The organism is Pseudodesulfovibrio piezophilus C1TLV30 (genome assembly GCF_000341895.1).
Lineage (GTDB): Bacteria > Desulfobacterota > Desulfovibrionia > Desulfovibrionales > Desulfovibrionaceae > Pseudodesulfovibrio > Pseudodesulfovibrio piezophilus.
Window position 1 is genome coordinate 3,189,870 of the sequence record NC_020409.1, and the last position, 13,089, is coordinate 3,202,958.

Below are 13,089 nucleotides of genomic sequence, written 5' to 3' on the forward strand. Positions count from 1 at the left end.
CATTCATACTTTCAAGGAGGGCGGCATGACTCTGAATGAACTCAAGCCAGGCTCCCGTTGCACCATGACGGACCTGACCGCAGTCGGTGCTCTCGGGCAACGGCTCATGGATCTTGGATTTTATCCTGGGGCTGAAATTGAGGTGGTGCGCAATGCTCCACTGGTCGATCCAGTGGAATTGCACCTTGACGGATACCATGTTTCGATTCGCCACAATGAAGCCAAGCATATTGAGGTGGAGAGATAATGGCTGCCAAAAATTTGCTTGTTGCCCTGGCTGGGCAGCCGAATTGTGGAAAATCCACAGTTTTCAATATGCTTACGGGGGCTCGGCAGCATGTTGCCAACTACCCCGGTGTCACTGTTGAAAAAAAATCAGGTTCGTTCAAAATGGGGACAACCCGCGTTGAACTGGTTGATCTCCCCGGAACGTACAGTCTGACATCATATTCTCTGGAAGAGCGTGTCTCGCGTGATTTCCTGCTTGGGGACAACCCCGGCGTGGTTATCGATGTCGCAGATGCATCAAATCTCAAGCGAAATCTCTACCTGACTCTGCAACTTCTGGAAATGGAGGTGCCGACACTCCTCAATCTGAACATGATGGATGTTGCTGAGCGGCGCAACCAGACCATTGATATTGCTGGGTTGGAAAAAATCCTGGGTATTCCAGTTGTCCCGACCACAGCCAAGAAAGGTGAAGGGCGTGAAGCCCTGCAAGTCGCAGTGGAAAAGGCCCGAGAAAATCCCTCCGATGGGTTTTTCAAGATCGATTACAAAGGGCTTGAAGAGCACATCTCCGAGTTGGAAACACTGCTGGTGGAGGACCCGGTCCTCAGCGTGCAGTATCCGGTCCGCTGGTTTGCCATCAAGTTGTTGGAAGATGACGCCGAGGCTATTCAATTGCTTCGGCGAACACATCCTGATGCGGAGCAGGTTCTTATCAGGACGGCTCAGTGCCGTGAGCGCTTCGAAAAAGTATCCGGTAACAGTGCCGAACGCCACATAGCATTCACTCGGCACGGAATGTGCGCCAATATCGCGAAAAAAGTGGTGGTACTGCCTCAGAATCCCAAGAGAAGTTTGTCTGACCGGGCTGATAGATATATCTGCAATCGTATCCTTGGCCCCATCATTCTCATGTGCATCCTGATGGTCTTGTATGAAGTCTCCATCGTTTTCGGAGGCTGGCTTGCCCAAAAAGTCTGGCCGCTTTGGGGAGGACTTGAGAATTTTGCAGCCAGTGTGCTGCCTGCCCCCGGTTTCATGGTCGATCCCCTCCTACGAGCCCTGGCGCAGTGGGTCGTTAAATCCACGACAGCCATTCTGAATTATCTGCCGATCTTTTTTTTGCTTTTCAGTCTTATCGCCGCATTGGAAGATAGTGGATACATGCCACGAATGGCTTTTATTCTGGATCGCCTGTTTCGGCGTTTCGGATTGCATGGACAATCCACATTGCCCATGATCCTTGGCGGTGTCTATGTGGGCGGTTGCGCTATTCCCGGTGTCATGGCGACCAAAGCGATCCCTGATGAACGGGCGCGGTTAGCGACCATTCTCATTGTCCCCATGATGAATTGTCTCGCGAAAGTCCCTCTTTATCTCATATTGATTGGGGCTTATTTTGCAGATGTGGGCGGGTTAGCCATGTTCTTTATCGCCACGGTGACACTGTTTATGGCACTTCCCGTCGCAAAACTCCTGTCATTGACTGTGCTCAAGAAGCGGGAGAGCGCCCCGTTCATCATGGAAATGCCTCCGTATCATGTGCCGACTCTCCAGGGCGTGTTGAGGCGGTCTTTGGAACGCATCTGGATGTTCATGAAAAAGATTGTGACGGTGGTTTCGGCTGTTGCTGTAGTTGTTTTTGTGCTCATCAACTTTCCGGGTTTGTCGGCAGAGAGGCAAGCTCACTATGAGGAAGTTCGAGACAGTGCCATTCAGGCTTTTGTGAAACAGGCGGACAAGACTGAATACAAGGATGTCATTACCACTGATGACGTTTTGCCGATTATTCTTTTCGGCGAGGCATTGAAGCATTCGAAGATAGGGGTGACGGACAAAGAACAGTCCGCTGCCATCAATGCGGAATTTGAAGCGAAAAATCCCGTTTACTACGCTGTGGTCAAACGCAAGGGCAAGGACGGGAAAAAGCTCAATAAGGCGCTGAAAAAAGTGGTTCGAGCACGGAAGTCCGTGCGTCGTGAGATTCGGGCTGAGCGGTTTGAGTCAAGCTTCCTGGGAACCATGGGGCGTGCCTTGGAGCCGGTGACGCAATTTGCCGGATTCAACTGGCGTATCAATATCGCCTTGCTCTCCGCTTTTGCGGCTAAGGAAAATAGCGCGGCAACCCTTGGTTCCATTTATGGTATCGATGGATCAGGGCAGTCTGTTCAGGAGACCATGAAAGCCGGGGAAGTCGGTTTTACCTCGCTTCACGCCCTGGCGTTGATGCTGTTCATGGCCTTGTATCCCCCCTGCGTGCCGACATCCATCATGGTCAAGCATCAGTCGAATTCTACCGGGTGGATGTTGTTTTCCATCGGCTATCAGACATTACTCGGTTTGTTTGTGGCCAGTCTGGTTTTTACTGGCGGAAGCCTTCTTGGCCTGAGCGGATTCCAGGCCATGTGGGCTTTTTATGGCTTATGCGTCGCCACGACATTAGGCATGGCTTTGATTCCCACTCGCGAGGAAAAAGAGACTGAGATAATTACCCCGACATCTGTCAAAGAACATTGCTCTTAAGGAGGAGTATGACATGAAAAAAATGATGATTGTATTAACTTTGGCCGCATTGGTCGCCTTTGCAGGCAATGCCTTTGCTCACAGTCCGCTGATGAGTTGTTTTGACAATGGCGATAACACCGTGACCTGCGAAGGCGGATTTTCCGATGGGTCTTCTGCTTCGGGTGTCAAAATAACTGTTAAAAGCAGTGATGGTAAAGAATTGACTTCAGGAAATATGAATGAAGACAGCGAATTCAGTTTCGAGAAGCCCGCAGAAGCGTACATGGTTATTTTTGATGCCGGTGAAGGCCATACCGTTGAAGTGAATGGTGCGGACATCGTCGAATAGGTGAAGAGAGCGTAGGGAGGATGTCTTCTCTGCGCTTTTTCATAATGACTAAAATGAGAATAAGACTCATTTTCAATTAACAAGGAGAGCATGACATGAAAAAGCGTTTGATTCCCTTTCTCACTGCCGTATGCGTCCTGACTGTGGTGGGGTCAGCCTTTGCCCACTTCATGGTGATGTACACCCCGGAAGTCGCTTTGCACAGCGGTTCGGATCTAGACATGCGTGTCTTGTTTACCCACCCTGCTGAGGCTGGGCACATGATGGACATGGGCGGTATTGAGGAATTTTATGTACTCACCCAACGCGGTGATTCAAAGGTCAAAAAAACTGATTTGAAAGGGTATCTAAAAGATATCGAGTGGGCCAATCCGCATGCGAAGGCTCCTGCCTTTTCTGCCATGATTCCCAAAAAAGTCGTCCGTTCCATGGGCGATTATGTCTTTGTCATGAAGCCCGGACACTATTTCGAAAAGGAAGAAGGCGTCTACATGCAGCAGATCACCAAGCTGATCCTGAATGTCGGCGGCGTTCCCGGAAATTGGGCTGACCCTGTCGGCTTGCCGTGCGAAATCGTGCCTCTCATCAAGCCTTACGGTTTGTGGACAGGAAATGTTTTCAAGGCTCAGGTCTTGTCCGAGGGCAAACCTGTTGCTGGCGCGGAAGTGGAAGTCGAATTCATGAACCACATGCCGGATCTCAGCACCAACTCCATGCCTGCTGAAGGCACTGTTGAATACCCTCACGATGCTTTTGTCACTCAGACAATCTATTCCGATGCCAATGGGTACATTGCCTTTGGCATTCCCAAAGCCGGTTGGTGGGGCTTTGCCGCACTCGGAGTCGGTCCTGAAAAAGAATACAAAGGCAAGGAACTCGGTCAGGACGCAGTCATCTGGGTCAAAGCCGTGGATATGAAATAACGAATAAGCTCTCTCTGTCTCTCTAGCGAGCGCCTCCAGAAGGTGTGGCGGGTTTTACCATACCAGCCCGCCACACCACGACATTTCAAAGCAGGTGAACATGACGAACCTCCCTCAGATGCGAGCCATTGAACTTGAGGATATTTGCGAATTCCAGGTGCTGGATGCAGTCCAGATGACGGTACACCAATTCGCGGAATCCTTGAGCCATATCATTGATGCCAAGGATCACAGTACTCACTCCCATTCCGAGGAGGTCGCCGTCATGTCCCAAACCATTGGCCAGCAAATGGGGCTGAGCGCAAAGCAGTCGGACATTCTTCACCTTGCAGGGCATCTGCATGATATCGGGAAGGTCGGTATTCAGGATGCCATCCTGAAGAAACGTGGACCATTGACTCGAAAGGAATTCAATATCATCAAGAAACACCCGGTCATAGGCGCACAAATCATGGCTCCAGTCGCTCCCTTTGCCGGAAAGAACGGCATTGTAAAAATGATTCTGCACCATCATGAACGGTTTGACGGGAATGGCTATCCGGATGGACTTCGTGCGCGGAATATTCCTCTTGGCGCTCGTATTATCGCTGTGGCGGACAGTCTTTCAGCCATGTTGCAGGACCGTCCCTATCGACGGGCCATGTTTTATGAAGAAGCGCTCCAGGAAATCTACGATTGTTCCGGTTCTCAGTTTGATCCGGTGGTTGTCAATGCCCTGTTCAGTGTGAAGGGAATTATCAAGACCTATTTGTGTTCATTGCATAAGAATAAGGATGTTGCATGATCATGGGGAAGAAACACCCTTTGCCTCTTTGTGAGGTCATCGTCAAACCATCCGGTTCCGGGTTGGAAACCCGTCTTGTTCTTTTGGCGGCACTCCTGACAGTGATAGTGTGTGGGGGCATCATCATGGTTCGTCATGCCACGGCTACGGTCCAGGAAGCTCCCTCATGGCAGATGAATGCATTTACTGATCTTCGCTCTGAAGAGTTGGCAACATTCAACGCCTTGTATACAGCAGCTCCCGAAATTGAGGCATTTCATGAGGATGAAGACGGGCGTTGGCCTTCGGTCACTGAACTCAGAGCCGAGTTTGTCCCTCCTTTTGTGCAGGATGCGGCATGGCAACGAAATGGTGGGTTGGATTGGGCGCGAAGTCTCATCAGTACCAGTGACAAGCATATCGCTTGCTATCTCGGAAGTCCCATGGAGCAGGATAAATCCGGCTCTTTCCTGCTGATCATGTTGCATGGACATGTCAAAAAGGAAGGGAACGCAGGGGCATCCTCGCATGTGCCTTACGAGATCTGGCTTCACGCTTCACCCGTGGCCGAATTCCCTGATTTGGTCACGGATCAGGCACTCATCAACGCGGGCTGGCGTGTGGTGGTGGCTCGAAAAGGTGAGGATGAAATGCGGCGGACCAAAGGTGAGGGGTATATCCAATGATCAAAAAAATGTTTTTCCCTCTGGTATACATGAGCTTTATGTTTTTGTTCATTTCGGCGGGTGTTGTTTCCGCAGGGACAACGCTTCCTCGTATCGGGGTCACTTTGCATCCGTATTACAGTTTTGTCGCGGCGATTGTCGGTAACACGGCTGAAGTGGTCCCTCTTATTGGCGAGGGGTTCAACCCGCATAATTATCGGCCGCAACCTGAAGATATCAAGCGCTCCATGACCCTGGATGCCTTGGTCGTCAATGGGATAGGTCACGATGAATTCGCTTTTGAAATAGTGGAGGCGGCGGATATGAAAGGCACGTTGCCCATCATTTTTGCCAACAAGGATGTCTCCCTGATTCCCGTGGGAGGTCATCTTGATGGTAAAAAAATCGTGAATCCGCACACTTTTGTCTCGGTGACTGCTTCAGTCCGCCAGATATATACCATCGCTCAGGGACTGAGTGAGTTGTTTCCCGAGCATGCCGATCTCTATCGCAGGAATGCCAGACGTTATGCAGCTCGACTCAGGCGTATGAAGGCGGAATACATGGAGCGTCTCGCCATGTTGCCGAGCATGGATTTTCGATGTGCGACCATTCACGGTGGGTATGACTATCTTTTTCAGGATTTCGGACTTCAGGTCACGGCAGTGATTGAGCCCGGACATGGTCTCAAACCTACGGCAAGCCAACTTGCCAGGACCATTGACGAAATAAAGCGGCTTGGGGTGGACGTTATTTTCACTGAAATGGCTTTCCCTGATAAATACGTGGATACCATTCACGAAGAAACAGGGATTCGCATCAGACATCTCTCTCATTTGACAAGCGGCGAATATAGCAAAGACGGCTTTGAAAAGGGGCTGCGGGCCAATCTGGAAGCTCTGACCAGCGCCCTGATCGAAGCTCAAAGTTCCAAGCAAGGAGGTTGAGATGACAGTCACCCATATGACGGGCGGTCCCTCTGTGCACTTCGAGAATGTCGGTCTTTCACTTGGCGGAAACACCATCCTCGACGGGGTGAATTTTACGGTGGCAGCCGGAACCATTCATTGTGTTATCGGTCCCAATGGAGGGGGGAAGACTTCACTCATTCGGTCCCTGCTCGGTCAAATGCCCCATACTGGGGATATTCGTATCTGCTGGGGGAATGATTGGACCATGGGGTATGTGCCTCAGGCCCTTGAGTTCGATGATTCACTCCCAATGACCGTTGCCGATTTCATGGCGATGATCGGGCAACGTCATCGTCCTGCTTTCATGGGCTTGAAACGGGATAGCCGGACTTTGGTTGAGAATGTTCTGGCTCGAGTTGACATGCTCGACAAAAGAGATCGACCTTTTGGCTCCCTGTCCGGCGGTGAACGGCAACGCGTGCTGCTGGCACAGGCCCTGATGCCTTCCCCGAAACTGCTCGTGCTGGATGAACCCGCATCCGGGTTGGACAAAGCAGGTGCTGCCGTCATGCATTCCATTGTTCAGGAATTGTCGGACAACGGAACGACTGTCCTTATCATTCATCATGATCTTGGTATAGTTCGGGAAATAGCCCATGGGGTGACCTGCATAAATCAACACATGCTTTTCTCCGGCGATCCGCAGCAGGAATTGACCTCGGAGCGCATTTTTACCATCTTCTCCTCTTCTGCAAAGGCGGCTTGATTTTCATGCATTCAGTGTACGATTTTATTCGGTCTCCACTTATGGAGTGGGGCAGGGCTGGGGTATTGCCGGAATTTTTCCAATACGCTTTTGTGGTCAATGCGCTTTTGTGTGCTTTGATTGCCGGGCCGTTGCTGGGTGGGATAGGAACCATGGTCGTTTCCAAACGATTGGCTTTTTTTTCCCAGGCAGTGGGGCAGGCTGCCTTGACCGGTGTCGCCCTTGGCGTGCTTCTCGGGGAGCCTGTCACAGCTCCGTATGCCTCTCTTTTCGGTTTTTGCATTCTTTTTGCCTTGACCATGAATTATACCAGGAACCGCACGCGTATGAAGCAGGATACTGTTATCGGTGTCTTTCTCTCTATTTCGCTGGCAGTGGGTGCCTGCGTTTTGCTTTATGTCACAGCTCGGGTCAACATGCATGTCCTCGACAATATCCTGTTCGGTTCCATTCTGACGGTCAATGACACTGATATGAATGTCCTTCTGGGTATCGGGGCCATTTGTATGGCGGTGGGGATTCCCACCTATAATAATATGCTGCTGTCCAGTTTCAATTCCAGTCTGGCTCAGGTTCGCGGGGTCAATGCTACCCTGCACGATTATATCTTCGTGCTCATGATTACTGTGATTACCGTAGCGTGCCTCAAGATCGTCGGCGCGGTACTGGTGGAAGCGCTTCTGATCATTCCTGCGGCTTCGGCACGGAATATCAGCCGTTCCATCAAGGGTTTTTTCGGATACAGTGTCGTTTTTGCCACCGTGAGTTGCCTGCTTGGCATCATTGTCCCCATGCAGTTTGAAATACCGGTGCCGTCCGGTGGGGCAATTATTCTGGTCGCGTCATTCCTTTTTGCGCTTACTGCCGGAATTCGGGCTGTTTCCGGTTCCTACAAGGAGGCCTCGGCATGATCAAAAAACTGACATTGGCACTCTTTGTTTCACTTCTTGTCGTTGTCGTCTCCAAGGCAGCAGTCCCTGATCTTCCGGCTCAGAGGAGCGAAACCATAGTCCTTGCCTCTCTTGATGTTGTGCAAGCACTTGGAGAGGCGCTGACGGAGCAGACATCCATCAGGGTTCTCAATGCCATTCCGCAGGGGTATTCAATGCAGGGGCAAAGGGCATACCTGAAGAAGCATCAGGACATCTTTTCCCAATTGGCAGAGCATGCAGCAGGGGTGCTTTCCGTGACCTCTGCCTGGAGCGATGATCCTCTTTATCAGTGGGCTCGACGAGCCAATATCCGAATCGTGAATATTGATGTGACCAAGCCTCTTGATGGATATGGTGCGGGCGTGCCTCTGCTCCAGGTGGAGGGAGCGTATTCGCCGTATGTCTGGCGCAGTCCCGCTAACCTGACTCGTATGGCCGTGATTGCGGCTGATGATCTATCCCGTCTGGTTCCCCATGAAGCGCAGACCATAGAGGAGAATCTCAAGAAGTTGCAATCCGCATTGTTTCAATTGCGCAGTCGTTATGAAAACGCCTTCACCCAAATGGAGTTGGTTGATCTTGCTGCATTGACGGGTGACTACACCTATCTCATGGATGAATTCGGCCTGGGCATTCGCTTTTATACCCTCAAACCCGAAGGACAGTGGACCGCAGACGAAGAACAAGCTCTTTCTCAACATCTGAGTCAATCAGGGATTGTCGGGGTCATTTGTCCATGGGAGCCGGAAGAAAAGGGACGTCAGGTTATCAGGAAAGGCGGCGCTGTCCCCATCGTGTTGAAAAAGTATGTGTCCTCACTGGGTGTGGACCCGGTTACATCTTTGGTTCGTTGGTATGACGATAATTTATCCCAGTTGCTTGGGGCGCTGAAAACTACAACAGGAGGCTGATGATGGATACGGTCATTGCTCTTATCATTATTGGTGCGGCTGCTTGTTTTCTTTTTTTCAAAATGAAGGCCAAGTTTTCATCCAAGGGAGGATGCGGGTGCGGATGCGGGTGCGGTACGGAAAGTTGCTGCGATGGTGATGAGGAAAAACACTCGGTACCGCATGATGACTAAGTTGAAAAGCGTGATTTGAAAGGGCTTGGCTCTTTGTGACGGGCGCGGTATGGTCAATCACTGCTCTCTCATGTTCCCCTGTTGATTGATCCTTTTCGGGTTCTTTTGGGAGAATTTGCATGAGAGCAGGCTCTCATGTAGTAATCCGCAACAGGAGGGAAGAATGAACTTTGCTACAATTGCCGCGTTAAGAAAATATTTGTCGATTAAACACAGTTTGCCGGGCCGGATAAGGATCAAGTTCTCGCTTGCCATCATGTCTGATCCCGAGGCGCTCAAGCTTGCCCAGTCTCCGCCGGAGATGCCCGAAGCTGTTACGGATACGCAATTGAATTTGTTTTCTCGTACTTTATTGATTGAATATGACGCAGAGCGAGTGCCACCTGCCTTGCTTGAAGAACTGATCACAACAGATGATGATGTGAGGGCAGCAGAAGTTGTCGAAGAATTACACCAAGCTCTCTTTGTCTAGATAATCTGGCAGAGATCCTTTTCCAGAAGCGCGGCGGATGCCGCGCTTTTTTCATACCTTTCCGGCTTGTTTCAAGTTGACTCTGATAATCGTTTTCAATAATGTCCTCTCGACCCGTATGGAATCGGAAGTGGCACTGTGTTCTTTTGTAAAGCGAGCCAAATGTCCGATTGGTGTCTTCACACAAAGAACAAAAAAGGTGTGCCGATGTCCCGAAAGTCAGAGAATACATTTGAAACCCTCCCCAGTCCTGTTGATCATCTTGTCAACGGTGTCCAAATCAAGCGAAACCCCAGAGACCGCAAGAAGTTCTTTCTGCGCTCCGGGTGTGTCCTTGTTTCCCTCTGCGGTTTGCTCGCGTGCAATTCGTTGGGCTTGAGTCTTGGGCGTGTTGTCTGCCACGGCCTCTTGATTGCTTCCCTGGGTGCCCCCTCTCGAAAGGTGAATTGATTTTATAACGGTTACCGTTAAAAATCATTCTCATGGTTGTACCATCTTTCTACACTATGGTAGCAGTATTCATCCTGCAACGTGAAGGAGTCTTGAAGAAAATGAATGAGTTGACGGAAAAATTACTATTGGTTGCTGCGGGGGCTGCAGTTGGGGCGCTCGGTTATATGGCCGTGAAACATCCTGATGAACTCAAGGAGTTCATGGGAGATGCGGCTGAGCTTGGGCAGAAATTTTTTGAGAAAACCATGGCTGACGTGGCCGATAAAATGGGTCATTCGAAGGACGCCGCTTAAAGGAAGAGACTATGGCTATCAACAGAATCGCATATTTGATTGCCGGAGCTGCGCTTGGAGCTGCCGGTATGGCATTGGCCAAGGAAGGCAAAGGGGAAAACCTGCTGCAATCTCTGGTACAAGGGGGACATGGACTGACTGACAAGTTGCTTGGGACAGTGGAGACCATCAAGGAAGACGTGGAAGATTATCTGGCCGAGGCCAAGTTCGCGCATGAGCAGAAGGCGAAAGAGGCTGCGAAGCCCGCTGCAGCCGCTGCTGCCACGGCAACTGTAGCCACAACAGCTGCCAAGGCTGCCACAAAGAAGCCCACCGCAAAGAAATCGGCAGCGAAAAAAACTCCAGCCAAGAAAGCAGCACCCAAAAAGTCTGCGGCCAAGAAACCCGCTGCCAGGAAGCCTGCGGTGAAAAAGACGACGGCAAAAAAAAATAGTCCGAAGAAGACGGCGACCAAAGCTCCTACCGGCGAATAGTTCGAATCCATTGGTTCTTTCGGTGCATGGCAGGCGTGGTTTTCTGCTTCACCGGCCCCATTAACAAGCATGAGATCATGGTTGGTGTATGAATATTGTCCGTAGCATTCCCGGTCGCATCCGTTTTGAGTCGGAATCCGAGCAGGCAGTCCTGTATATACAGGAGTATCTTCAGAAAGTCGTAGGTGATGATCTTGGCGAGATAGAGTTCAGCTACAGTCAACGGTCAGGTCGTGGACTGGCGCTGTTTTCCCCTTGCCCGAATCTGACTGCGAGGGTGCTGGAAGCCATGGGGGCCGCTATGGCCGAGCCTCCTGTTCCGGAACTTCCTACCTGTCGAACCGCCGCTCCAGGCGATGAGATGGCATGTACATTGCCTGCGCTTGGATCAGCCTTATATGAAGCTGAAACTATTGAGAATCCTTTTTGGATTGTTGCCAAGAAAGTGCTCAATTTTTACATGACCCGGCTGTTCATGCCTGCGACGATTCGTCCTTACTGGACAGTCTTCAGCGTTTCACCTTTGATCTTCGAGGGAGTCCGATCTTTATTCCAGCGTCAATTGAACGTTGCCGTGCTTGATGCCGCAGCCATCGGGTCTGCCCTGGCCATGCGGGACTTCAATACTGCGGGAACCATTCATTTGTTGCTCGACATCAGTGAAACCCTGGAAGACTGGACTCGAGAGAAGTCTCGAAGTGACCTCGCTTCCTTATTTCGGGGTGATGGCAAACCCGTCTGGGTTTTACGCAAGGGTGAAGAGGTCCAGACTCCGCAGGAGAACCTTGTTTCTGGAGATTTGGTTATTGTCCGTTCCGGGGCGCGTATTCCTGTGGATGGAGTTGTTGCCGATGGTACGGCCATGGTCAACCAGGCTTCCATGACGGGAGAGCCGTTGTCTGTGAAGCGTGGACCGGGCAAGGAAGTGTATGCCGGGACAGTCGTTGAGGAAGGCAAGATCATTATTCTCTCCGAAGGAGTTGGTGATGAAACCCGATTCGCCAAAATTGCTCAGGTTATTGCTGATTCCGAAAACATGAAGGCGGACATTCACGGCCAAGCTGTGAAGTTGGCCGACAAGATTGTTCCATATTCCTTTCTGCTTTCCGGGGTGATTTTCGCAGTGACCAGGAACTGGATGCAGGCCGCAGCCGTTCTTATGGCGGATTATTCCTGTGCCATAAAACTCGCGACACCTCTTGCCGTGCGTTCGGCCATGTTGGAGTCTGCCCACTGCGGAGCGTTGATCAAAGGGGGAAAATTTATTGAGCAATTGGCTCAGGTCGATGCCATTGTGCTGGACAAGACCGGCACCCTGACCAAGGCCTCTCCTGAGGTCGTGGATATCTGCCCGGTCAATGGCTACACCCGTGAATTTATCCTGCGCAATGCCGCCTGCATGGAGGAACATTTCCCCCATCCTGTGGCAGACGCGGTTGTCAGGAAAGCCGATGAAGAAGGTTTCAATCATGATGAAAAGCATGCAGAAGTTGAATATATTCTTGCCCATGGCATAGCGACGACGCTGGATGGTCAACGCATGATTCTCGGCAGCAGGCACTTTGTCCACGAGGATGAGGGGATTGATTTGGACGAAGCTGAGGCTCAGATCTCTCGGTGTTCCGAGAGCGGATTGTCCACACTGTATATGGCTGTCGGTGGGAAGCTCGCCGGTGTCATTGCTCTGCAAGACCCGCTCAGGGAGTCGGCCTATCGGTTCATCAGGCGGCTGGAGAACATGGGCATGAAGCGGATCATCATGCTGACCGGTGATGGAGAAGCAACGGCCAGGAATGTTGCCGCTGAATTGGATATTCAGGAATACTATGCGCAGGTTTTGCCGGACGAAAAGACTGATCTGGTGGATTCCCTGCGAGAGGAAGGGTATACTGTGGCCATGGTGGGTGACGGTATCAATGATTCTGCCGCACTAAGTCGAGCTGATGTGGGAGTCTCCATGAAGCATGGAGCCGATATTGCCCAGGAGGCGTGTGATGTGATGCTGACAAGCGAACGCCTGGACAGTCTCATGGATGCCATGTCCCTTTCGAAGATGGTCATGCGTCGGATTAAGCGGAATTATCGATTTATTGTCGGGAGCAATACTCTTTTCATCGGTCTCGGTGTGGCAGGGATCATTTCTCCGGCCATGCTTGCCTTTTTGCATAATTCAGGAACGGTTTTGACCTGCGCTCACAGTATGCGCCCCATGCTCCCTGAACAATAAGCCACCCTCGAAATTCCATGTCGGAAGTCCTCTCTGAGAGGGATG

Annotated in this window: 16 protein-coding genes; all 16 read left to right on the forward strand. The window is 51.0% G+C overall.

Annotated elements, in window-relative coordinates; all coding sequences use genetic code 11:
- Positions 1–25 precede the first annotated feature (25 nt).
- Positions 26–247, forward strand: coding sequence for a FeoA family protein (locus BN4_RS14765; protein WP_015416210.1), 222 nt, complete (start codon positions 26–28; stop codon positions 245–247).
- The gene (gene feoB / locus BN4_RS14770) at positions 247–2,751 is read left to right on the forward strand and encodes a ferrous iron transport protein B (protein WP_015416211.1); all 2,505 of its coding nucleotides are present in this window, start codon (positions 247–249) and stop codon (positions 2,749–2,751) included. Before BN4_RS14765 ends, feoB begins: the two co-directional genes overlap by 1 nt.
- 13 nt (positions 2,752–2,764) lie before the next feature.
- Complete coding sequence (locus tag BN4_RS14775) at positions 2,765–3,082, forward strand: hypothetical protein (protein ID WP_015416212.1); 318 nt, start codon at positions 2,765–2,767, stop codon at positions 3,080–3,082.
- Positions 3,083–3,177: 95 nt separating this feature from the next.
- On the forward strand, positions 3,178–4,005 hold the full coding sequence (locus tag BN4_RS14780) for a DUF4198 domain-containing protein (RefSeq protein ID WP_015416213.1): 828 nt from the start codon (positions 3,178–3,180) through the stop codon (positions 4,003–4,005).
- A 100-nt stretch (positions 4,006–4,105) separates the two neighbouring features.
- On the forward strand, positions 4,106–4,789 hold the full coding sequence (locus BN4_RS14785) for an HD-GYP domain-containing protein (RefSeq protein WP_015416214.1): 684 nt from the start codon (positions 4,106–4,108) through the stop codon (positions 4,787–4,789).
- A 2-nt stretch (positions 4,790–4,791) separates the two neighbouring features.
- Positions 4,792–5,454: a DUF6162 family protein gene (locus tag BN4_RS14790; protein WP_041721150.1), complete on the forward strand. Its 663-nt coding sequence runs from the start codon at positions 4,792–4,794 to the stop codon at positions 5,452–5,454.
- The gene (locus BN4_RS14795) at positions 5,451–6,380 is read left to right on the forward strand and encodes a metal ABC transporter solute-binding protein, Zn/Mn family (RefSeq protein ID WP_015416216.1); all 930 of its coding nucleotides are present in this window, start codon (positions 5,451–5,453) and stop codon (positions 6,378–6,380) included. The genes BN4_RS14790 and BN4_RS14795 overlap by 4 nt, the downstream gene beginning before the upstream one ends.
- A 1-nt stretch (position 6,381) precedes the next feature.
- Complete coding sequence (locus BN4_RS14800) at positions 6,382–7,110, forward strand: metal ABC transporter ATP-binding protein (RefSeq protein WP_015416217.1); 729 nt, start codon at positions 6,382–6,384, stop codon at positions 7,108–7,110.
- Positions 7,111–7,115: 5 nt separating this feature from the next.
- Complete coding sequence (locus BN4_RS14805) at positions 7,116–8,021, forward strand: metal ABC transporter permease (RefSeq protein WP_015416218.1); 906 nt, start codon at positions 7,116–7,118, stop codon at positions 8,019–8,021.
- Positions 8,018–8,953 (forward strand): metal ABC transporter solute-binding protein, Zn/Mn family, encoded by a 936-nt coding sequence (locus BN4_RS17340; protein WP_015416219.1) that lies wholly within the window; start codon positions 8,018–8,020, stop codon positions 8,951–8,953. The genes BN4_RS14805 and BN4_RS17340 overlap by 4 nt, the downstream gene beginning before the upstream one ends.
- Entirely contained in the window at positions 8,953–9,126 is a 174-nt protein-coding gene (locus BN4_RS17840) for a FeoB-associated Cys-rich membrane protein (protein ID WP_157871428.1), read from the forward strand. Before BN4_RS17340 ends, BN4_RS17840 begins: the two co-directional genes overlap by 1 nt.
- A 163-nt stretch (positions 9,127–9,289) precedes the next feature.
- Entirely contained in the window at positions 9,290–9,598 is a 309-nt protein-coding gene (locus BN4_RS14815) for an HMA2 domain-containing protein (RefSeq protein ID WP_015416221.1), read from the forward strand.
- A gap of 207 nt (positions 9,599–9,805) precedes the next feature.
- Positions 9,806–10,048: a hypothetical protein gene (locus tag BN4_RS17890; RefSeq protein WP_162138618.1), complete on the forward strand. Its 243-nt coding sequence runs from the start codon at positions 9,806–9,808 to the stop codon at positions 10,046–10,048.
- A 101-nt stretch (positions 10,049–10,149) separates the two neighbouring features.
- A complete protein-coding gene (locus BN4_RS14825; RefSeq protein WP_157871430.1) occupies positions 10,150–10,344 on the forward strand; it encodes a hypothetical protein in 195 nt (64 codons plus the stop codon).
- An 11-nt stretch (positions 10,345–10,355) separates the two neighbouring features.
- Positions 10,356–10,817: a hypothetical protein gene (locus BN4_RS14830; protein WP_015416224.1), complete on the forward strand. Its 462-nt coding sequence runs from the start codon at positions 10,356–10,358 to the stop codon at positions 10,815–10,817.
- Between the two features lie 88 nt (positions 10,818–10,905).
- On the forward strand, positions 10,906–13,044 hold the full coding sequence (locus tag BN4_RS14835; RefSeq protein ID WP_015416225.1) for a heavy metal translocating P-type ATPase: 2,139 nt from the start codon (positions 10,906–10,908) through the stop codon (positions 13,042–13,044).
- Positions 13,045–13,089 lie beyond the last annotated feature (45 nt).